Genomic DNA, 20,628 nt, shown 5'->3' with positions numbered 1-20,628 from the left:
CAGCAGAAACAGTACAGCGGAACCAGCAGCGGGGGTCAGCCGCTTACGGTGGCCTCCCGCCCCGGCACCGCGCCCGCCATCCCGGAGAGAAGGACGGGGACGGGCGCGATAGCGGTGGCGGAAGACGCAGCACGGTCAGAACTTGTAGCGCAGGCCGAGGTAGTACTGGCGGCCAGTGTGGGTGTAGCGGTCCGGCAGCGACAGCGCCGAATCGACATAACGCTCATCGGCGGTGTCGAGCAGGTTGATCGCTTCGAAGGTCAGCGAGAGATTCTTGTTGACCTTGTAGGACATGTTGAAGTCCACGTTCTCCACGCTGTACTTGCCCTGCACATCGGCGGTGGCGAGCTGCTTGCCGTCCAGGTCCCACACGTTTTCCTGCGACAGGATGGTGCTGATGTACGCGTCGCGGTAGCTGGTGGAGACGCGGGCGCTGAAGCGGCCATCGTCGTAGTACAACGTGGCGTTGTACGAGTTCGGCGAGAGGTTCAGCAGGTCGTTCTCGGTGTAGGTGGTGACGATGGTGCTGCCGGTGCCCGAGCTGAACATGTATTTGATCTTGGACTCGACGTGCGTGTAGTTGAGCTGCACGCCGAAGTTGCGCCAGAAGCCGGGCAGGAAGCTGAAGGGCTGCTGGTAGGACACTTCATAGCCCTTGAGCGGGCCGCCGGGCGTGTTGAAGTAGCTCTGCACGTTGAACACGGTATCCGGGCTGAAGCCGGTCGGCAGCAGATCCAGCGAGTAGCCCATGTCCGCCCAGGTGGTGAGCAGGCGGGTGCGCTGCACGTAGCTCTCGATGTCCTTGTAGAACACCGCGGCCGACAGCAGCGCGCCTTCGTCGAAGTACCACTCCGCGCTCAGGTCGTAGTTGGTCGAGCGGAACGGATCCAGCTTGGGGTTGCCCAGGTTGATCGAGTAGCTGCGATCGTCATCGAAGTACGCGGTGGGGCCACCACTGACGCTCGGCGACAGGTTGGACAGGGTCGGGCGGGCCATGGTCTTGGCCGCGCCGAAGCGCAGCACGAAGGTATCGCTCAGGTCCCACGCCAGGTTCAACGAAGGCAGCCAGTCGTCGTACTTGTGGCCGACCCGGGTGCCGACCTGCAGGCGCTCGCCGGGATCGGCGGTGGCGCTGGCCACCCCGAAGAACGGTTCGCAGGCCGAGGACAGATCGTTGGCGTTGGCGGCGGTGCACGGCGCATAGCCATCGGCGGTGATGCGGGTCTGCACGTAGCGCACGCCCAGGTTGCCGCGGAACGCGCGGCCCAGCAGGTCGGTGTTGAAGTCCAGCTGCAGGTAGCTGCCGTAGCTTTTTTCGTTGACGTCGAAGTTGTTGTTCGATGCGCCGAAGTGACCGACGCTGGCCAGGCGGTAGTCACCGCCGAGCGTGCCGGTGTTGCAGTTGCAGTAGATGTCCAGCAGCTTGGCGATCTGGTTGAAGTCCGGCACCAGCCAGGCGTTGGGCAGGTTGCCGTCCATGCCCTTGCCGAAGCCGCTCAGGGTGTTGCTCAGGTCACCCACGCCCACACCGGCCGGCAGCGCCTGGGAGAGGCGCCCGTAGCTGATGTTGCGGTACTCCTGCGTGCTCATGTCGTAGTCCTTGTAGGCCAGACCGCCGCGCAGGGTGAAGGTGGGGTTGATGTTGAACGTGAGGTCGACCTTGGCCGTATCGAAGGCATTGTCGACGTACTGCGGGTTCAAGCGCACTTCGCTGATGTTGCCGCCGCGCGCGGTACCGTTGGCATTGACCGGCGTGCTGCCGTAGCCCAGCCACTTCCAGTTGTCCACGGCGTTGAGATCGAACGGGAAGGACATCGCCGGCACCTTGCCGTTGCGCATGTCCAGCACGAAGCCATCCAGGTTGCTGTTGTCGAAGCTGACCATCGAGAAGACCGGCCGCTCATAGTTCGACTCGGAGTGGCCGATCACCGCATCCAGGCGCACCGCGTCGTTGAAGCGATGTTCCAGGTTCAGGCTGAACTGCTTGAATTCGGTGCTCTCTTCGATCGCGGTGGATTCGGTGCGGAAGTCGACGTTGTCGAACACGCCGTAGGTCAGGCGGTTCTGTTCATCGGCCTGCGCCTCGCGGACCACGATCTGGGTCTTGCCGCCGTACTGCGCGGTGCGGTGCAGGTTGGCACCGATCGAATCTTCGCGCACATTCTTGTCGAGCTTGGAGTACAGCATGTCCAGGTTCAACTGCGTGTCGTCGCTGACCTTGAACTGCAGCGCGCCGGTGACACCCAGGCGCTCGATCTCATGTTCGGTGCGGATGTAACGCGGGTAACGCGGGATCCAGGCGTTGGTCGCGGTCTCGTACGCGGCGATGTTCTCGGCGGTCGCGGCCGGGCGATCCAGGCCGGGGCCGCAGTGGGTCGCATCGATGCCGTAGCTGCCCCAGCCGTTGCTGCGCGCCTGGTTGGCGGCGCTGCCGACACCGGCGGCGGTTTCATTGGCCAGCGGATTGCGCGGGGTCTGCGGGTCGTAACCAGCCGGGCTGCAGAAGCCGTAGGTGCCGTTGTTGGCCGCGGTGCTCTGGTTGGAGTTGCGGTAGTTGCCGTGCTCCCAGCGGACCGGGTTGTAGCCTTCTTCGAAGATGGTGCGCTTGCTGTAGGCCACCGACATCAGCGCGCCGACCCGGCCGTCGGCCCAGGTGTTGCTGATCAGCCCGGAGATGCGCGGGTCCTTGTTCCTGGACAGCTCGTTGAAGCCGTACTGGCCGCCGAGCGAGGCCTGGAAGCCCTCGAAATCGAACGGGCGCGAACCGCGAAGATCGACGGTGGCGCCGAGCGAGCCCTCATCGGTCTGCGCCGACTGGGTCTTGTTGATCTTGACCCGGCTGAACAGCTCCGAGGCGAAGGTATTGAAGTCGAAGCCGCGGCTGCGGTTGACGCCGGTGGTACCGCTGCCGGCGGTGGACAGCGCTTCCAGACCGTTGATGCGCACGCGGGTGAAATCCGAGCCCAGGCCGCGCACGGAGATCTGCTGGCCTTCACCGCCTTCGCGATCGATCGAGACGCCGGCGATGCGCTGCATCGACTCGGCCAGGTTCAGATCGGGGAACTTGCCGATGTCTTCGGCGTAGATCGCATCGACCTGCTCGACGCTGTAGCGCTTTTCATCCAGGGATTGCTGCAGGCTTTCGCGGTAGGTCGCCTTGACCTCCACCTTGTCCAGATCCACTGCATTGAGCGAGGCGGCCGCTTCGGGCGTCTGCTGTGCCGCGGCAATGCCGGCCACGCCCTGCAGCGCGAACGCGATTGAGACCGCAAGCAGGGTAACCGGTGTCTTTTTACGGGTGTCGAGTCGATCCATCGTGTGTAACCCCCTCCCAGGGTGCGCCGCCATGCGACTTTGATGTTGATGAGTCATGACGTCCGGCCTCCCCCGGAGCGTCTGTCGCGCCTTGCCGCGTGACACCGCTGGTCATCCGAAACGTAACAAACCCTTCACGGGGCGGCATCTTGCGCCGCAGCAGCGTGCATGTGCTGGCGAGGGTCGGGGATGGCAACGATGGCGGCGTGCGCGCAGCCGGCGGCGTGATCGCTCACGCCGCCGGTGGGTACTGCCGTTGAATCAGAACTTGTAGCGCACGCCCAGCAGGAACTGGCGGCCGGTTTCGGTGTACTGCAGCGGCAGGCGACCCGTGGCGGGCGAGTAGACCCACTCGTCGGAGGCTTCGTTGGTCAGGTTGATGCCTTCCAGGCTCAGTTCGAGCTGGTCGCTGATGGTGTAGCGGATCGAGGCATCGAGGACCGTGGTGCCGGTCATGCCGTGGTAACCGTCGAGGTTGAAGCCGGTTTCCGTACCCGGTGCCTGGGTCAGGTAGTCATCGCGGTTGGTCGCCGAGACGCGGCCGGAGAAGACCTTGCCTTCGTAGAACAGCGTGGCGTTCCAGGACGACTTGGACAGACCGGTCAGGTCGGTCTTCATCACCGGCTGGCCCGCAGCGTTGAGGTACTGGATCTGCGACTCCACCCAGGTGTAGTTCAACTGCACGCCGAGGTTGGACCACTTGCCCGGCAGGAAGGTGAACGGCTGGGTGTAGTTCGCTTCCACGCCGTGCAGTTCACCACCGGGGGTGTTGACCGGGCGGCTGTAGGTGAAGTCGTCGGCAGGCGAGGCACCGGTACCGATCAGCAGCGAGGCAGGCAGGCCGCTGTCGGAGTACGGACGCACTTCGCGGGTGGTCTGCACGAAGCTCTCGATGTCCTTGTAGAACAGACCGATACCGGCCATCGCGCCTTCGGCGAAGTACCACTCGAAGCCGAGGTCGACGTTGGTCGCGCGGATCGGCTCCAGGTCCGGGTTGCCGCTGGAGATGGTGCGTGCACCACCGGCCACGGCCACCGTTGCGCCCGGCGTCAGGCTGCCCAGACCCGGGCGGCTCATCACCTTGGCCGCGCCGAGGCGGATCAGGAAGTCCGGGGTGACTTCGGCCACCAGGTTGAACGAGGGCAGGGTGTCGTTGTAGGTGCGGTTCTCCGTGGTGGAGACCGTACCGGTGGCCAGCGTGGACAGGCCGGTGGAGCTCTGCTTGGTGCGCACGTAGCGCACACCCACGTTACCCGACAACGGCAGGCTGCCCAGTTCGGTGGAGAACTCGCCCATCAGGTAGGCACCACGGTCCTTCTCTTCGACGCTGCGCACGTTGTTGGCGCGCGGGGCGACGGCGAAGATGCCGCTGTTGCTGTAGATATCGAACTGATCGGCAATCGCGTTCAGATCCGGCACCACCCAGTTGGACGGGCTGCCGTTGATGCCCTTCAGCCCGGCCTGCGCGGTCATGTCCACCGGCACGATCTTGGTGCCATCGGCGAAGTTGGGCACGGCCAGTTCGCTGGCACGGCGCAGTTCGGTGGTCTTGAAGGTGTAGTCCTTGGCGAGCACGCCGCCCTTCAGGCGGAAGCCGGGGCTGATGTTCCAGTTGAAATCCAGCTGGCCGGTATCGAAGTCGTTGTCCACGTACTGCGGGCGCAGACGGATCTCGGCCAGCTCCCAGCCCGCCGGGTTGGTCGGGTCGATGCCGTAGTTCAGCGTCGGGAACCGGCTGTTGCCCCGGTAGTCGTAGCTGTAATTGTCGACGTCGTACTTGTCCATGATGATCGTGGTCTGCACCGGATTCTCGTGCTTGGAGCGCGAGATGCCGACCTTGCCGGACAAGGTGAAGTCATCGCCGAAGCGGTGCTGGCCGTTGAGGCTGAGCTGCTTGAACTCGGTGCTCCACTCGTCATGGCGGTTTTCGGTGCGGATGTCGACATTGTCGAACTCGCCGTAGACCAGCGCGTTGTTCTCGATCACGCCGTTCTTGACGATCATCGCCGGCTTGCCGACCAGGCGCGGCGTGGTGCTGGTGCCACGGCTGAAGGAGATCGCCTCGATGTAATGCTCGTCGCGGGTGGCGTCGATCTTGGAGTACAGCGCATCCAGCGAGAACTCGGTGGCGTCGCTCGGCTTCCACTGCAGGGTACCGGTCACGCCCAGGCGCTTCTGCTCATGCTCCATCTGCACGTAGCGCGGGAAGCGCGGGTGGTAGACGTTGGCCGAACGCGCCGCGGCGAACGGCGAGGCCGCATTGAAGTTGCCGTTGCTCGGGCCGTTGGCCCAGCGGCCGGTGTTGGAGCCCTCTTCCAGCGCCTGGCGCTCGGAATAGGCCACCGACAACAAGGCACCGAAGGTGCCATCGGCAAAGGTGTTGGAGATCAGCGCGGCCATGCGCGGGTCGGCCTTTTCGGCCATCGCGTTGTAGCCGGCCTGGCCGCTGGCGGCGAAGGTGAAGCCGTCATAGTCGAACGGGCGCGCGGTGCGCAGGTCGACCGTGGCCCCCAGCGAGCCTTCCTCGACGTCCGCCGAGGCGGTCTTGCGCACCATCAACTGCGAGAACAGGTCCGAGGCGAACACGTTGAAATCGAAGCCACGGCCACGGTTGGTGCCGCCGCTCTGGTCGCCGGCGCCGACGGTGGTCAGCGCTTCCATGCCGTTGATGCGCACGCGGGTGAAGTCCGGGCCCAGGCCGCGCACCGAGATGTTGCGGCCTTCGCCGGCCTCACGGGTGATGACCACGCCGGGAATGCGCTGCAGCGATTCGGCCAGGTTCAGATCCGGGAACTTGCCGATATCCTCGGCGACGATGGCATCGACCACGCCGGCTTCGCCGCGCTTGATGTCCAGCGCCTTCTCGACACTGGCGCGGTAGCCGGTGACGGTGACGGTATCCAGGTCGGTGGGGTTGGTGCCCGCATCCTGGGCCAGCGCGGTACCACTCAGCGCCAGGCCGATCGACAATGCGAGCAAGGTAACCGGTGTCTTTTTCTGCGTGTTCTGGACTTGCATGTTTTCCCTCTCCCAAGGTGCTACATGAAACAGCTATCCAACGACATGTCAGTGCAATGACACCGCTGGTCAGGGCGGACGTTAACAGCCCGTTACTGATCCGGCATCTTGCACCGCAGCAGACTTTTAATGTCCCGCAGACGCTTGCAGGACAATGGTTCCGACATTCGGGACAGGTGGACGGGGCGGCGTCCATCGCTAGAATGACACCGCTAGCCATTGCTGCTGGGCGTCCTTGCGGCGTCTGCGGCCCTCACAAGGATCCAGGACCATGAGTCGTGTTGTCTGTTTCGGAGAGTTGTTGCTGCGCATGAGCGCCCCCGGCCGCGAGCTGTTGCTGCAGCGCGGCCAGTTGGCGGTTCACGCGGGCGGCGCGGAGGCAAACGTTGGTGTCTCGCTCGCCCATCTTGGGCATGCAGTGGCGGCGGTCAGCACGGTGCCGTCCAACCCGCTGGGCGAGTTCGCGCTGGGCGAGCTGCGCCGCCACGGCGTGGACACCACCGCCGTGCGGCGCACCGACGGCCGGATGGGCCTGTACTTCCTGACCACCGGCGCCGTGCAGCGTGCCAGTGAAGTGGTCTACGACCGCGCCGATTCGGCCTTCGCCAACAGCAGTCCCGCCGACTATGACTGGGACACGCTGCTGGCCGGCGCCGACTGGCTGCACCTGTCCGGGGTCAGCCCGGCGCTCAACCCGGCGATGGCCCAGGCCACGCTGGCCGCAGCCCGTGCGGCGTGCGCGCGCGGCGTGAAGGTGTCCTTCGACGGCAACTTCCGCCCATCGCTGTGGGCGCGCTGGCAGGGCGATGCGCCTGGCATCCTGCGCGAATTGTTCGCCTGCGCCGATCTCGTCTTCGCTGACTACCGCGATATCGGCGTGGTGCTCGGGGGTGCGTTCGAGCAGGCCGATGTGCGTGAGCGCGTCGATGCGGCCGCGGCGCAGGCCTTCGCCGCGTTCCCGCGGTTGCAGTGGATGGCCTGCACCCAGCGCACCCCGCACAGCGTGGACAACCATGCACTCGGGGCGATGCTGATCGGCCGTGATGGCACCCGCGCGGTGGCGCCAACCCGCGAAATGATCGGCATCGTGGACCGCATCGGCGGTGGCGACGCCTTCGCCGCCGGCATCCTGCATGGCATGATGCGCGGCTTCGCGCCAGACGCGATCGTGCGTTTCGGCCTCGCCGCAGGCTGCCTGAAGCACTCGATCCCCGGCGACTTCAACCCTGTCAGCGAGGCTGACATCATGGCCCTCACGGGCGAGGAGCAATTCGATGTCCGGCGCTGATCCACGCGTACGCGCAGTCCTGAAACTGGCCCCGGTGATTCCGGTGTTCACCCCGGAAAACGTCGACGATGCCGTCGAGGTCGCGCGCGCACTGTTCAACGGCGGCCTGCCGGTGATCGAAGTGACGCTGCGCACGCCGATGGCGATGGACGCGATCCAGGCCATGGTGGAGGCGGTGCCTGATGCCGTGGTCGGCGCCGGCACCGTGCTGACCGCCGCGCAGATGGAGAAGGTCAAGCAGGTGGGCGGGCGCTTTGCGGTATCGCCGGGTGCGACCCCGCGCCTGTACGCCGCCGCGCGCGATACCGATCTGCCGTTCCTGCCGGGCGTGGCGACCTCGTCGGAGCTGATGCTCGGCCTGGAGCACGGCCTGGATACCTTCAAGTTCTTCCCGGCCGTGCAGGCCGGCGGCGCGGCCATGCTCTCGGCATGGAACGGCCCGTTCGGCGATGTGCGCTTCTGCCCGACCGGCGGCATCAGCGCGCAGACCGCGCGCGATTTCCTCCACCTGCCCAACGTGCTGTGCGTGGGCGGGTCCTGGCTGACCACCCGGGCCCTGCTGCAGGCCAAGGACTGGACCGGCATCGAGCAGCTGGCACGCGATTCGGCCGCGCTGGTCGGCTGAGCCTGCAGGGCCTGCCGCCTCAGTGGCGGCGGGCCGTTGCGCCGACGCGGCGATACAGCGTGCTGCGGCTGATGCCCAGCGCGCGCGCCGCCTCGGCGACATTGCCGTTGCTCGCGCGCAGCGCGTCGCGCATGGCGGTTTCGGTCATCGCCTCCAGCCCCTCTGCCGTGGATGGCATCACCGCTGCGTGCACCCTGTGCAGATAGGCCGGCAGCATCCCATGCAGGATCACCTCGCCCGGATCGCTCAGCGCCACCAGCGTGCGCAGGCACGAGCACAACTGCCGCACATTGCCTGGCCAGGCATACCCGGCCAGCGCCTCCAGCGCGGCGGACTCCAGTTGCCGGCCCTGGCCAAGGCGTTGCCACAGGCCCTGCACCAGCGCCGCACGGTCGGCATGCTCGCGAAGGGCGGGCAGACGCACGCTGTGATCGGCGATGCGGTAGTAGAGATCGCTGCGGAAGTCACCGGATGTCATCGCCACATCGAGATCGCGGTGGGTGGCGCAGATCAGGGCGAAATCCAGTTGCACCGGCTTGCCGCCGCCCAGCGGTGACAGCGTGCGCTCCTGCAACACCCGCAGCAGGCGCGGCTGCAGCGCCAGCGGCATGTCGCCGATCTCATCGAGGAACAGCACGCCGCCCTGGGCCTGGCGCAGCAGGCCGGTATTGCCGCTCTTGCGCGCACCGGTGAAGGCCCCTTCCTCGTAGCCGAACAGCTCGGCTTCGATCAGCCCTTCCGGCAGCGCCGCGCAGTTGACCGCCACGAACGGTTTGTCGGCACGCGTGCTGCGCCGATGCAGTTCGCGTGCGAACACCTCCTTGCCGGTGCCGGTCTCGCCCTGCAGCAGCACCGGCAACTGCGCGTCCAGCACGCGGCAGGCGCGCTCGAGCACCTGCTGCTGGGCGGCGTCGAACAGGGGGCTGGCATCCACCCGCACCGCTGCCCCGGCGGCACGCGCGGGTGCGGCGGCGGCCGGACGCGCGGGCAGCGGCGAGCGGACCGTGGCGCCGCCGGCAGGGCTCACGTGGCCGTAGAGCGCGCGTCCCTGGCGATCAACCAGCGCGCCATCATCGTGCAGCCGCGAGAGCGGACCATCGAACAGCGCCGCGTAGGGCGCCCTGCCGATGTCGCCGTGGTCCAGACCGAACAGGGCCAGCCCGGCGCGGTTGGCGGCCACCAGACGGCCATTGCGGAAGCCCAGCACGCCTTCGCGCGCGGTACCGAGCAGGCCGGCGTCGTGATGCAGGCGGACCACCTCGCAATCGCCCAGTCCCGCCTCGAAGTAGCGGTGCTCGATATGCGCCACCGCCTGCCGTGCCAGCACACGGGCGTGCAGGTGCTGCTGGCGCGCGTCGCCGGAGATGTCGAGCACGCCCACACGCTGCCCGTACGGGTCGAAGATCGGCGTCGCCGAACAGGTCAGGATCGCGTGCGGGGCGAAGTAGTGCTCACCGCCACGCACCTCCACCGAGCGACCTTCGACGATGGCGGTGCCGATCGCATTGGTGCCCACCGTGGTTTCATCCCAGCGCACGCCTGGCATCAACGCCACCCGCCCGGCCTTGTCGAGGAAACCCGGGTTGCCCTCCGCATCCAGGATCCAGCCGTCTTCGTCGGTGAGCAGCGCGATGCTGCCGGTCGCGGCGATGTCGGCGGCCAGGCCATCCAGCTCCGGCCGCGCCAACCGCCACAGTGTTTCCTGGCGCTGACGCAGCTCGCGCAGGCGGGCGTCCGGCAGCGGTTCGACCTCCGGCTGTGCATCCACCGAGAGCCCGCCGCGCTGGCAGCGCTGCCACGACTGCAGGATGGTGTCGGGCACGATGCCGACCGGCGCCGCGCCGCGCTCGAAAAAGGAGCGTCGCGCATTGCCGACACGGTGCTGGAGCGGGAGCTGGGACACCTGGATTCTCCAGTGTCGCAATCTGCGACAGTTGTAGCGGGGCCTGTTCCGATAAACACCACACCCGGCGTTACCGTGCAATGACCGGCGGTGGTGCACCGCACCAGTTTCCGCGGGCCTCCCCAATCGGTGTGCCGGGTGAGGCCATGTCGCACCGCACCACGTCGAACCTGGCATCGTCCTTGCGCCATGGAACAGACCCTTACCGGGCCTGTCCACCGCCATCCGGAGATGCACCCATGAATGCCGTCACGTCCGCCAAGCCGCACGCCACCGACCCGCAGTCCATCTTCAAGCCGCGCTACGGCAATTACATCGGCGGGGAGTGGGTGGCGCCGCGCAGCGGTCAGTATTTCGACAACACCACGCCGGTGACCGGCAAGGTGTTCACCGAGGTCGCCCGCTCCAACGCCGAGGACATCGAAGCGGCGCTGGACGCCGCCCACGCGGCCAAGACCGCCTGGGGCCAGACCTCGACCACCGAGCGCGCCAACATCCTCAACCGGATCGCCGACCGCATCGAAGAAAATCTCGAGCTGCTCGCCCATGCCGAGACCTGGGACAACGGCAAGCCGATCCGCGAAACGCTCAACGCCGACATTCCGCTGATGGCCGACCACTTCCGCTACTTCGCCGGGGCGGTGCGCGCGCAGGAAGGCAGCCTGTCGGAGATCGACAAGGACACCATCGCCTACCACTTCCACGAGCCGCTCGGCGTGGTCGGGCAGATCATCCCGTGGAATTTCCCGATGCTGATGGCCGCCTGGAAGCTGGCGCCGGCGCTGGCCGCCGGCAACTGCGTGGTGCTCAAGCCGGCCGAGCAGACCCCGGCCTCGATCCTGGTGCTGATGGAGGTGATCGGCGACCTGCTGCCGGCCGGCGTGCTCAACGTGGTCAACGGCTTCGGCGTGGAGGCGGGCAAGCCGCTGGCGTCCAACCCGCGCATCGCCAAGATCGCCTTCACCGGTGAAACCACCACCGGCCGGCTGATCATGCAGTACGCCAGCCAGAACCTGATTCCGGTGACGCTGGAACTGGGCGGCAAGTCGCCCAACATTTTCTTCGCCGATGTGATGGCCGAGGACGATGATTTCCTGGACAAGGCCATCGAAGGCTTCGTGCTGTTCGCCTTCAACCAGGGCGAGGTGTGCACCTGCCCGTCGCGTGCGCTGATCCAGGAATCGATCTACGACAGATTCATGGAGCGCGCGCTCAAGCGCGTGGCCGCGATCAAGCAGGGCAACCCGCTGGACCCCAACACGATGGTCGGTGCGCAGGCCTCCTCCGAGCAGCTGGAGAAGATTCTGTCCTACTTCGACATCGGCCGGCAGGAAGGCGCGGAGGTGCTGATCGGCGGCGAGCAGGCCACCCTCGACGGCGACCTGGCCGGCGGCTTCTACGTGAAGCCGACCGTGTTCAAGGGCCACAACAAGATGCGCGTGTTCCAGGAAGAAATCTTCGGGCCGGTGGTCTCGGTGACCACCTTCAAGACCGAGGAAGAAGCACTGGAGCTGGCCAACGACACCTTGTACGGCCTCGGTGCCGGCGTGTGGAGCCGCGATGCCTCGCGCCTGTACCGCATGGGCCGCGGCATCCAGGCCGGGCGGGTGTGGACCAACTGCTACCACGCCTATCCGGCGCATGCCGCCTTCGGTGGCTACAAGCAGTCGGGCATCGGCCGCGAGAACCACAAGATGATGCTCGACCACTACCAGCAGACCAAGAACCTGCTGGTCAGCTATTCGCCCAAGAAGCTGGGCTTCTTCTGAGCCCCCGGGCTTGATCCCGATCAAGGCGCCGGCATGCGGCCGGCGCCACAGTGCAGTGATTGGCAATCCACGGAGATCCACGCATGAACAAGACCATGAAGGCCGCTGTCGTCCGCGAATTCGGAAAGCCGTTGCGTATCGAGGAAGTCGAGGTGCCGCGTCCGGGGCCCGGCGACATCCTGGTGAAGATCGAAGCCTGTGGCGTGTGCCATACCGACCTCCATGCGGTGGACGGTGACTGGCCGGTCAAGCCCAATCCGCCCTTCATTCCCGGCCACGAGGGCGTTGGCCACGTGGTGGCGGTAGGCGCCGGGGTCAGCCATATCCGCGAAGGCGACCGCGTCGGCATCCCGTGGCTGTACTCGGCCTGTGGCTATTGCGAGCACTGCCTGGGGGGTTGGGAAACGCTGTGCGAGGCGCAGCAGAACACCGGTTACTCGGTGAACGGCGGGTTCGCCGAGTACGCTCTGGCCAACGCGGCGTATGTCGGGCTGCTGCCCAAGAGCGTGGGCTTCATCGAGGTCGCGCCGATCCTGTGCGCCGGCGTCACGGTCTACAAGGGCCTGAAGGTCACCGATACGAAGCCGGGCCAGTGGGTGGTGATTTCCGGCATCGGCGGGCTGGGCCACATGGCCGTGCAGTACGCCAAGGCGATGGGCCTGAACGTGGCCGCAGTGGATATCGACGACGGCAAGCTCGCCCTGGCCGAGCGGCTGGGCGCGACGATCACGGTCAACGCACGCAACACCGATCCGGCCGCGTTCCTGAAGAAGGAGATCGGCGGGGCACATGGCGCACTGGTCACCGCCGTCTCGCCGAAGGCCTTCGAGCAGGCACTGGGCATGGTCCGCCGGGGTGGCACGGTCTCGTTGAACGGCCTGCCGCCGGGCAACTTCCCGCTGGACATCTTCGGCATGGTGCTCAACGGCATCACCGTGCGTGGCTCGATCGTCGGCACCCGCCTGGACCTGCAGGAATCGCTGGAATTCGCCGAGCAGGGCAAGGTCGCCGCGACGGTCACCAGCGATTCGCTGGAGAACATCAACGACATCTTCGCGCGCATGCAGGCCGGCAAGATCGAAGGCCGCGTGGTACTGGACATGAGCGCGTAAGCACACGGCGCGCTGCCGACCCATCGGCAGCGCCTGTTTCACGGTAGTGCCGGCCGCTGGCCGGCTCGGAGAGCCCCGATCATGCCCGACCTCCCGCTCCAGGTAATGGCCACGCTCCCGGCCCTCCAGCTGATCGAGACATTGCAGGCCCGCCACGGCGACCTGCTGTTCCACCAGTCCGGTGGCTGCTGCGACGGCTCCTCGCCGATGTGTTTCGCCCAGGGCGATTTCATCGTGGGCGACCGTGACGTGCGCATGGGCGAGATCGGCGGGGCGCCGTTCTACATCAGCCCCGCGCAGTTCGAGTACTGGAAGCACACCCAGCTGATCATCGACGTGGTGCCTGGCCGGGGCGGCATGTTCTCGCTGGAGAACGGCGAGGGCGTGCGCTTCCTGGTCCGCTCACGGCTGTTCAGTGATGACGAGTTCGCCCAGCTCAAGGCAGCCGGCCGGGTCTGAAACACGCCGCGGCAACCCGTCCATAATGGCGGCTCTCCCGCCGTGACACCCCTGCCATGCCTGTGTGGTCCGCCCTGAAGAATCCACTGCTGTCCGTACTGGCTGTCGTGTTCGCGTTCGCGGTGATGGTGCTGGTCAACAGCCTCGGTTCGTGGCTGGTGCCGTTGCTGCGCATTCCGCCGGGCGGCGAGCCGCAGCTGGCCTGGGACCTGGCCTGGACGATCCTCAGCGGCATCGCCGCGATCGCCTTTGCCAGCCGTTATGCGCCCACCTGGCCGCGTGTGCACGGCGGCGTGGTGTGGGCGGTGATCGCGGCCGCATCGCTCTACACCGCGTGGGATTTCGGCAGCGATTTCCCGTTCTGGTTCGTGGTGATCCTGCTGTTGTCGCTGCCGGTGCAGGCATTCGTGGGCCTGTGGGTCGGCACGCGGTTCCGGCCAGCGCGCGCCTGATCAGCTGCCCGGCAGTACCTGCTTCACCTGCTTCATGCCTTCCCACGGGTCCTGCTTCAGCCGCTCCGCGCGCTGCAGTGCTTTCGCCATCGGGAAGGCGTCCGGCGCCGCGATGCGGCCCAGCTCTTCCCAGCGCAGCGGCACCGCCACGCCGGCTCCGGGCCGCGCCCGCAGCGACCACGAGCTCACGCTGGTCGCGCCGCGCGCATTGCGCAGCCAGTCGATGAAGATCACCCCGTCGCGCTTGGCCTTGCTCATCGTCGCCACATAGCGCTCCGGTGCCTGGGTGGACATGGCCTGCGCAAACGCCTCGCAGAAGTCCTTGGCCTGCGCCCAGTCGGCCTTGGGCTGCAAGGGCACCACCACGTGCACGCCCTTGCCGCCGGAGAGCCGGACGAAGCTCTCCAGCCCGGCTTCCTGCAGGCGCGCGCGCACGTCGCGTGCGGCGGCCTTGATCTGCGTCCAGTTCACGCCTTCGCCGGGATCCAGATCGAACACCAGCCGGTCCGGATGTTCGGGGTCCTCGACGGTGGCGCCCCAGGGATGCAGCTCCAGGGTGTTCATCTGCACCAGCTGCAGCAGACCCTCCACGTCCTCGATGTAGAGGTAGTCTTCGCGCCCGCTCTTCTGCTCCAGCGGGATCGCCTTGACCGCGCCACCCAGGCCGGTGCCATGGTGTTTCTGGAAGAAGCAGGGCTTGTCCACCCCGTCCGGGCAGCGCAGCACCGACAGCGGGCGGTGCGCCACCTCGGGCAGGATCCAGCGCGCCATGCGGCGGTAGTAGTCGGCCACCTCGCCCTTGGTGATCTTCGCCTTGGCGAACACCACGCGCTCGGGATGGCTGATCGTCACGGTGATCTCGTCCTGCGCGGCCGTAGCTGCCTTCTTTCGCCCGCGCGTTCCGGCCGGGGTGGCGGAGGCCGCGGTAGTGGAGACGGTAGGGGAGACGGCAGTAGCTGTGGCGCCCAGATCCTTGGCGTGTTTGTCCTCGCGCAGCCGCTTGAAGCTGGCCTGGCGCAGCAACCCTTCCTTGGCCCATCCACGGAACGCGACCTCCGCCACCAGCACCGGCTTCACCCAGTGCACGCTGCGTGCGGTGAACGGCACATGCGCAGGCAGCTCGACCACTGCGTCCTTCACCGTCAGCGGGGTCAGCTGCCTGGTCAGCGCGCGCAGCGCGGCATCGTCGAAGCCCGTGCCGACGCGGCCGACATAACGCAATCCGCGCTTGTCCGGGGTGGCCATCAGCAGCGAGCCGAAGCCACTGCGCGATCCCTTCGGTTCGGTATAGCCGACGATGAGGAACTCATCGGTGTTCTCGTGCTTGATCTTGATCCAGTCGCGTGAGCGTGCGTTGACGTAGGGCGCATCGATCTGCTTGCTGATGATGCCTTCGAACCCGGCCTCGCCACTGGCGGCGAACACCGCCGGGCCGTGGTCGCGCACATGGTCGCTGTAGGCCAGGGTGTCCGGCTTGCTGCCCAGCAGGTCCTTGAGCAGCGCCTTGCGCGCCAGCAGCGGCACCCGGCTGACATCCACCCCGGCGATGCCGGGCATGTCGAACACCACATAGCGCAGCGGCTGTTTGGCGGTGCCATCGATGACCTTCTGCAATGCAGTGAAGTCGCTGCGGCCCTGCACATCCAGCACCACCAGCTCACCGTCCAGGCGCAGATCGCGCACCGGCAGCCGCTCGATCGCCTGCACCACCTCGGGGAAATCGTCGGTCCAGTTCAACCCGCCGCGTGAGCGCAGCGACACCACGCCATCGCGCACATCGGCCAGCAGGCGATAGCCGTCCCATTTGATCTCGTGCAGCCACTGCTCGCCGTCCGGTGCGGTGGCACGGTGATCGGTCAGCTGGGGCTTGAAGTCATGTGGGTAGGGCGTTGTGCGAGCGCCCTGCAGGGCCAGCGCGCGCTTGGACCAGCGCGCATCGGCCTTGCGTTCGGCCTTGCGTGCGGGGCTACCTGTCGCGGCCTTGGCCGGCGCGGTCTTCCTTGCCGGGGCAGCTTTGCTGGCGTTGGCAGCGGCAACCTTCGTCGCGCTTGCGCGCTTGCCTGCCTTGGGCGGTGCCTCCAACAGATCATCAGCCTCCATATCCCTGGCCTCCTCGTCATCGCGTTTGATCAGCAGCCACTGGTGCTGCTTTCCCTTCATCGCGGTGCGCACCAGTTTCCAGCCGCCCTTGAGCCGCTCACCGTGCAGGACGAAGTCCACCTTGCCGGCCGCGATCGCCTCCAGCGGATCGCCATCGCAGGCCCAGGTGCCGTGGTCGTAGACGTCCACATGCCCGGCGCCGTAGTGGCCACTGGGGATGTCGCCGGCAAAGGTCGCGTAGGACAGCGGGTGATCCTCGACCTCCACCGCAAGCCGTTTTTCACCGACGCGCAGCGAGGGGCCTTTGGGTACCGCCCAGCTCTTGAGCACGCCATCGGCTTCCAGCCGGAAATCATAATGGCGCGAACTGGCGTGGTGCAGCTGCACGACGAAGATCGGCCGGCGCGCCAGCGCACCGCGGCGCTCGGCGTCCGGCTCGGGGGTGCCGTCGAAACGGCGTTTGCGGCGATATTCCTGCAGGGACACGTGGGCTTACCCGGCTTTGCGCGCGGGTGCACGCTTGGTGGTTTTCTTGGTCGCCTTGCCTGCTGTCTTGGTCGCCTTTTTGGCCGCCGTGGGTTTGGCGACCTTGGCCGTGGCCTTCTTCGCCGCTGTCTTTTTGGCAGCCGGCGTGCGCTTCTTGGCATCCAGGCTCTTCTGCAGCAGCGACATGAAGTCGACCACGTTGGTCGCATCATCCTCGCGCGGGACCGGCTCTTCCTCCACCTTGGTGGTGCCGCCCTTGGCCTTGATCCGCTTCTTCAGCAGCGTGTGCAGGCGCTCGCGGAACTCATCGTGGTACTCGTCCGGCTTCCACTCGCCGGACATCGACTCGATCAGCTGCTCGGCCATGGCCGTTTCCTTGCTGTTGATCCGGTACTCGGCCAGGCTGCCGCTGGGCAGCTTGTAGTCTTCCGGGTCCACCAGTTCCTGCGGATAGCGCAGGATCATCAGTACCAGCGCGTCGCCGTGCGGCATCACCGCGCACAGGTACTCGCGGGTGCGCACCACGACCCGCGCGATGCCGACCTTGCCGGTGCTGCGCAACGTTTCGCGCAGCAGCACGTAGCCTTTCTCGGCTTTCTTGGCGGGCACCAGCAGGTAGGGCTTCTCGTAGTAGCGCGGATCGATCGTGCCGGCATCGACGAAGGTCTCCACCTCCACCGCCTCATGACTTTCCGGCGCGGCCGAGCGGATGTCGTCTTCTTCCAATACGACGTAGCTGCCCTTGTCGTACTCGTAGGCTTTGACGATATCCTTCCACGGCACTTCTTCGCCGGTATCCGCGTTGACGCGCTCGAAGCGGATTGGTTTGCGGTCGCGCGAATCCAGCATCCGGAAGTGCAGATCCACATTGCGTTCGCCGGACATCAGCGACACCGGGACATTGAGCAGCCCGAATGACAGCGTGCCGGTCCAGATCGGTCGGGCCATGGTGGCGCCACTCCAACACTTCAGGGAGGGCAGCTGTACCGCGCAGCACGTGAAACGCCTGTGTCCGGGCTGTGCAGGCCGGCTGCACGCCGCGGCTACTGCAGCAGGCCGTGCACCGCCGCCGCCGGCATGTGGTCCAGGGCCAGCCACGCGTCTTCGACCACGGCGCGGGCCTGGTGCCAGCCCAGCCGCGACTGCCCGCGCATCTGTTCCCAGTGCTCGGCCAGCTCACCATCGGTGTCATCGGCACCGCGCGGCCAGTCCGCGTAGTGGGTGGTCAGCGCGAAGGCGTAGGCCGGATACAGGTCGCGCCAGCTGCGGCGGCCGTGGCTGCGGCGCTGCTCATAATCGCTGCGCATGTACTGCAGGTAGTCCTGTGCGATCGCCTGCGGGTCCTCGGCGCGGTCGCGGCGCGCACGGCGCCCGCTCCGTTCCGGCTGCAGGTAGGCGTTGAACAACGCGGGTGCGGCACGGCGGTCCAGGCGGGGCATGACACGACTCCGACAGCGGCGGGGCAGGCAGGAATAGTCCCGCCGCCGTTATCCAGCCGTGACAGATTCGTTGATGCGGCGGGATTCGCAGCGACTTCACCCGCCGCGCGCTGTAGTGGGGCGCACAGCAACTGGAGAACTCCCATGCCCCGCGATCCCCTGCGCGACGCCACCGCCCCGGTCCCCGGCGAGCAGCGCGCCAAACATGACAACCAGGACGCCGAAGACCGCGGCGCCGGCATGTCCGTGCCCGACGACGCACCCGATCACCTGCCGGTGGCGGTCACGCCGGATCCGGTCCCGCGCGACCGCAAGGATTCGGCGGCCGGCGAGAAAGGCCCGGCCGGTCATCATCGCCGCGAAGATGAATACCAGCGCCGCCAGCGCAAGGAACACGCCAGCGACAACCAGGACGAGGCGCTGGAAGAGACGTTCCCGGCCAGCGACCCGACCTCACCCTTCGTGCCGGCCAAGCCGCCCAGGTAGGTCCCTTGGGTCAGGGCGCCCACTGCCACTGCAGGCCCACGTTGTAGCGGCGGTCCGGGCCGGGTTCGAAGAAGCGCTGGTTGCCGTCGTTGACGATCACCGAGCCGATGTAGCGCTGGTCCAGCGCATTGTCGATCCGCGCGAAGGCCCGCAGCGTGCCCTGCGCGGTAGTCCAGCGCCGCGATACCTCCAGGTTCAACAGGGCATAGCCCGGCGCGCTGTCGGTGGCCAGATCGTTGACCACGGTGTCGCTGGAGGCCACCACCTCGGCGGCCCACTGCCACGGGCCCGGGCGGTACTGCACCCGCGCGTTCCACTGCTGCCTGGGTACACCCGGCAGGCGTGAGCCGGAGGTCACCGTGTTGCATCCAGCGGCCGCGCACAGCGCATACGGATCACGCACGGTGGCTTCGATCCAGGTGTAGGCCAGCGAAAGATCCGCCTGCGCCCCCAGCGGCTGCACATAGCTGGCCTCCGCGCCCTGGCGGCGCGTGCGGCCGATGTTGCGGTAGGTGCTGCGGCCACCGCTGTTGCTCGCCACGGCCAGCTCGTCATCGGTATCGGCGCGGAACAGCGCCGCCTCGACCTGCGCGCCACGTTGCCCGTGCCACTTGCTGCCGACTTCCAGGTTGCGGCTGCGGGCGGCCGAGAGATCCAGCGCCAGCCCGGCCTGGCCATCGGCGCGATAGCCCAGCTCGTTGAAGGTCGGCGTTTCGAAGCCACGTCCGGCCGAGGCATACAGCCGCCAGGCATCGCTGGCGCGGAACACCACCCCGGCCACCGGGGTGGTCGCTTCGTAGCGACGCGAACCGCTGTCGTCCGGATTACCGGCGGTGATGTACTGGTCATTGGAGCGGAAACGGACCGTGCTGTGGCGCACCCCCAGCAGCAACGACCAGCGCGGCGCCCACTGCCACCACGCCTGCGCGAACTGGTCCACGTTCTCGACCCGGTCGCTCTGGTCGCGGCGCAGGCGGCCCTTGATGCCGACCTGATCCCCGACGAAGTTCTCGTAACCACGACGATCCTGCTGCTGACGGTCGGCATTGGCGCCAATCACGATGTCCAGAGGGCGTCCGGCCCAGTCACCGTGCCACGCCCAGCGCGCGTCGAGACCGCCATAGGCCCCGTCCAGATCGATCACCCCGCCAGCATGCAGCGGGTTGGCCTGCGGCCCCGGCGGGATCGCCAGGTACTGCTCCACGCTGCGCTGGCCGGCATAGCCCATCGCGCGCCAGGTCTGCGCGCCCTCCGTTCGGGTGAACACCAGCCCGGCCTGGGCCTGGCGCACGGATTTGCGGGTGTTGTACTGGGTAGCCACCGCGGTCGCCTGACGCGGGTTCTCGCGCACCTGGGCGCGGGTGAGGCCGAGCGGATCCTGTGCGTCGGGCGCATCGAAGTAGTTCAGGACCAGATCCAGCTGGCCGCCGCCGACATCGGTGCCCACCCGGGCGTTGACCGACTCGCGCCGGGCCTGGCTGTGATCGCGCCAACCATCGGTGCGGAAGTGGTTGGCGGCCACGTTGTAGCGGATCGGCCCCTGCACGCCGCGCAGCTGGGCGCCGGCGCTGACAGTGTTGTCGCTGCCGGTATCCAGCCGCAGGCGCCACGGGTCGCCCTCGGCGCCATCCGCGCTCCAGACCTGGACCACGCCACCGGACGAGTTGCCGTACAGCGCCGAGAACGGCCCGCGCAACACCTCCACGCGCTGCGCCGAGAGCAGGCTGGCGTGGGAGAGCTGGCCCTGGCCGTCGGGCATGGTGGCCGGCACACCGTCCACCAGCACGCGTACGCCGCGCACACCGAAGGTCGAGCGCGCGCCGAAGCCACGGATCGAGAGCTGGGTGTCCTGCGCGTAGTTCTGGCGATCGCGGGCGACCACCCCGGGGATGCCGTTGAGGGCCTCGGAGAGCTGGGCCAGCGGGCCGGTACGGTGCTCATCCACCCAGACCGTGGTCAGCGAGGCCGGCAGATCGATATCGGCCACCTGCGCCACGCGGGCGGCCTGGACCTGGACCGTCGGCAGCCGCTCGATCGAGGCAGCGGGAGCGGGGGTGTTCTGGGCCTGCGCCAGCGACGGCAGCAACACGGCCGAGGCCAGCGCACAGTGGCGGGCCAGCGGGGTAAGACGGAGCATGCGGGGCGGGATCCTCGGTAAATGGGCGTGCCGCACGCC

At 67.2% G+C, this 20,628-nt stretch carries 14 protein-coding genes; 7 read left to right on the top strand and 7 right to left on the bottom strand.

What is annotated here, in order from left to right; genetic code table 11:
- Positions 1-135: 135 nt before the first annotated feature.
- Both ABE422_RS04580 and ABE422_RS04575 read right to left on the bottom strand, forming a co-directional pair.
- Entirely contained in the window at positions 136-3,315 is a 3,180-nt protein-coding gene (locus ABE422_RS04580; RefSeq protein ID WP_346482566.1) for a TonB-dependent receptor, read from the bottom strand.
- A 261-nt stretch (positions 3,316-3,576) separates the two neighbouring features.
- A complete protein-coding gene (locus ABE422_RS04575) occupies positions 3,577-6,333 on the bottom strand; it encodes a TonB-dependent receptor (RefSeq protein ID WP_346481156.1) in 2,757 nt (918 codons plus the stop codon).
- A 271-nt stretch (positions 6,334-6,604) separates the two neighbouring features.
- Between ABE422_RS04575 and ABE422_RS04570 the strand changes: the two genes are divergently transcribed.
- Both ABE422_RS04570 and eda read left to right on the top strand, forming a co-directional pair.
- Entirely contained in the window at positions 6,605-7,621 is a 1,017-nt protein-coding gene (locus ABE422_RS04570; RefSeq protein ID WP_346482565.1) for a sugar kinase, read from the top strand.
- Positions 7,608-8,246, top strand: coding sequence for a bifunctional 4-hydroxy-2-oxoglutarate aldolase/2-dehydro-3-deoxy-phosphogluconate aldolase (gene eda, locus ABE422_RS04565; RefSeq protein ID WP_346462781.1), 639 nt, complete (start codon positions 7,608-7,610; stop codon positions 8,244-8,246). Before ABE422_RS04570 ends, eda begins: the two co-directional genes overlap by 14 nt.
- A gap of 19 nt (positions 8,247-8,265) precedes the next feature.
- On the opposite strand, the gene ABE422_RS04560 is transcribed toward eda, so the two are convergent.
- Positions 8,266-10,149 (bottom strand): sigma-54-dependent Fis family transcriptional regulator, encoded by a 1,884-nt coding sequence (locus ABE422_RS04560; RefSeq protein WP_346482564.1) that lies wholly within the window; start codon positions 10,147-10,149, stop codon positions 8,266-8,268.
- Between the two features lie 239 nt (positions 10,150-10,388).
- On the opposite strand from ABE422_RS04560, the gene adh reads away from it, so the two are divergent.
- The 4 genes from adh (at position 10,389) to ABE422_RS04540 (ending at position 13,941) form a co-directional block, all read left to right on the top strand.
- Positions 10,389-11,918 (top strand): aldehyde dehydrogenase, encoded by a 1,530-nt coding sequence (gene adh, locus ABE422_RS04555; RefSeq protein WP_313210554.1) that lies wholly within the window; start codon positions 10,389-10,391, stop codon positions 11,916-11,918.
- 83 nt (positions 11,919-12,001) lie between these two features.
- Positions 12,002-13,030, top strand: coding sequence for an alcohol dehydrogenase AdhP (adhP, locus tag ABE422_RS04550; RefSeq protein ID WP_176990769.1), 1,029 nt, complete (start codon positions 12,002-12,004; stop codon positions 13,028-13,030).
- A gap of 81 nt (positions 13,031-13,111) precedes the next feature.
- A complete protein-coding gene (locus ABE422_RS04545; RefSeq protein WP_070474214.1) occupies positions 13,112-13,489 on the top strand; it encodes a DUF779 domain-containing protein in 378 nt (125 codons plus the stop codon).
- Between the two features lie 56 nt (positions 13,490-13,545).
- Positions 13,546-13,941 (top strand): hypothetical protein, encoded by a 396-nt coding sequence (locus ABE422_RS04540; RefSeq protein WP_346482563.1) that lies wholly within the window; start codon positions 13,546-13,548, stop codon positions 13,939-13,941.
- Here ABE422_RS04540 and ligD read toward each other — a convergent pair whose 3' ends face one another.
- From ligD to ABE422_RS04525, 3 genes are all read right to left on the bottom strand, one after another.
- Complete coding sequence (ligD, locus tag ABE422_RS04535) at positions 13,942-16,527, bottom strand: DNA ligase D (RefSeq protein WP_346482562.1); 2,586 nt, start codon at positions 16,525-16,527, stop codon at positions 13,942-13,944. It abuts the gene before it with no gap.
- Between the two features lie 6 nt (positions 16,528-16,533).
- Positions 16,534-17,475: a Ku protein gene (locus tag ABE422_RS04530; protein ID WP_070474208.1), complete on the bottom strand. Its 942-nt coding sequence runs from the start codon at positions 17,473-17,475 to the stop codon at positions 16,534-16,536.
- 95 nt (positions 17,476-17,570) lie between these two features.
- Positions 17,571-17,966, bottom strand: coding sequence for a hypothetical protein (locus ABE422_RS04525; RefSeq protein ID WP_313219805.1), 396 nt, complete (start codon positions 17,964-17,966; stop codon positions 17,571-17,573).
- A 144-nt stretch (positions 17,967-18,110) separates the two neighbouring features.
- Between ABE422_RS04525 and ABE422_RS04520 the strand changes: the two genes are divergently transcribed.
- Positions 18,111-18,452 (top strand): hypothetical protein, encoded by a 342-nt coding sequence (locus ABE422_RS04520; protein ID WP_102788774.1) that lies wholly within the window; start codon positions 18,111-18,113, stop codon positions 18,450-18,452.
- Between the two features lie 10 nt (positions 18,453-18,462).
- Here the strand turns inward: ABE422_RS04520 and ABE422_RS04515 are convergent, their stop codons facing one another.
- Positions 18,463-20,589, bottom strand: coding sequence for a TonB-dependent receptor (locus tag ABE422_RS04515; RefSeq protein WP_346482561.1), 2,127 nt, complete (start codon positions 20,587-20,589; stop codon positions 18,463-18,465).
- Positions 20,590-20,628 lie beyond the last annotated feature (39 nt).

Origin of the sequence: Stenotrophomonas sp. TWI1151 (assembly GCF_039673135.1) — a bacterium.
In the GTDB taxonomy this organism is placed as follows: domain Bacteria; phylum Pseudomonadota; class Gammaproteobacteria; order Xanthomonadales; family Xanthomonadaceae; genus Stenotrophomonas.
The sequence above is the reverse complement of the archived record's forward strand: the minus strand, read 5'-3'. Positions and strand labels throughout refer to the sequence as shown.

Bases quoted from the DNA above. Each gene is read 5' to 3' on its own strand.
- eda (WP_346462781.1), top strand. From the start codon at position 7,608: ATGTCCGGCGCTGATCCACGCGTACGCGCAGTCCTGAAACTGGCCCCG.
- ABE422_RS04580 (WP_346482566.1), bottom strand. From the start codon at position 3,315: ATGGATCGACTCGACACCCGTAAAAAGACACCGGTTACCCTGCTTGCG.
- ABE422_RS04545 (WP_070474214.1), top strand. From the start codon at position 13,112: ATGCCCGACCTCCCGCTCCAGGTAATGGCCACGCTCCCGGCCCTCCAG.
- ABE422_RS04540 (WP_346482563.1), top strand. From the start codon at position 13,546: ATGCCTGTGTGGTCCGCCCTGAAGAATCCACTGCTGTCCGTACTGGCT.
- ABE422_RS04575 (WP_346481156.1), bottom strand. From the start codon at position 6,333: ATGCAAGTCCAGAACACGCAGAAAAAGACACCGGTTACCTTGCTCGCA.
- ABE422_RS04515 (WP_346482561.1), bottom strand. From the start codon at position 20,589: ATGCTCCGTCTTACCCCGCTGGCCCGCCACTGTGCGCTGGCCTCGGCC.
- adh (WP_313210554.1), top strand. From the start codon at position 10,389: ATGAATGCCGTCACGTCCGCCAAGCCGCACGCCACCGACCCGCAGTCC.
- adhP (WP_176990769.1), top strand. From the start codon at position 12,002: ATGAACAAGACCATGAAGGCCGCTGTCGTCCGCGAATTCGGAAAGCCG.
- ABE422_RS04525 (WP_313219805.1), bottom strand. From the start codon at position 17,966: ATGCCCCGCCTGGACCGCCGTGCCGCACCCGCGTTGTTCAACGCCTAC.
- ABE422_RS04520 (WP_102788774.1), top strand. From the start codon at position 18,111: ATGCCCCGCGATCCCCTGCGCGACGCCACCGCCCCGGTCCCCGGCGAG.
- ABE422_RS04530 (WP_070474208.1), bottom strand. From the start codon at position 17,475: ATGGCCCGACCGATCTGGACCGGCACGCTGTCATTCGGGCTGCTCAAT.
- ABE422_RS04570 (WP_346482565.1), top strand. From the start codon at position 6,605: ATGAGTCGTGTTGTCTGTTTCGGAGAGTTGTTGCTGCGCATGAGCGCC.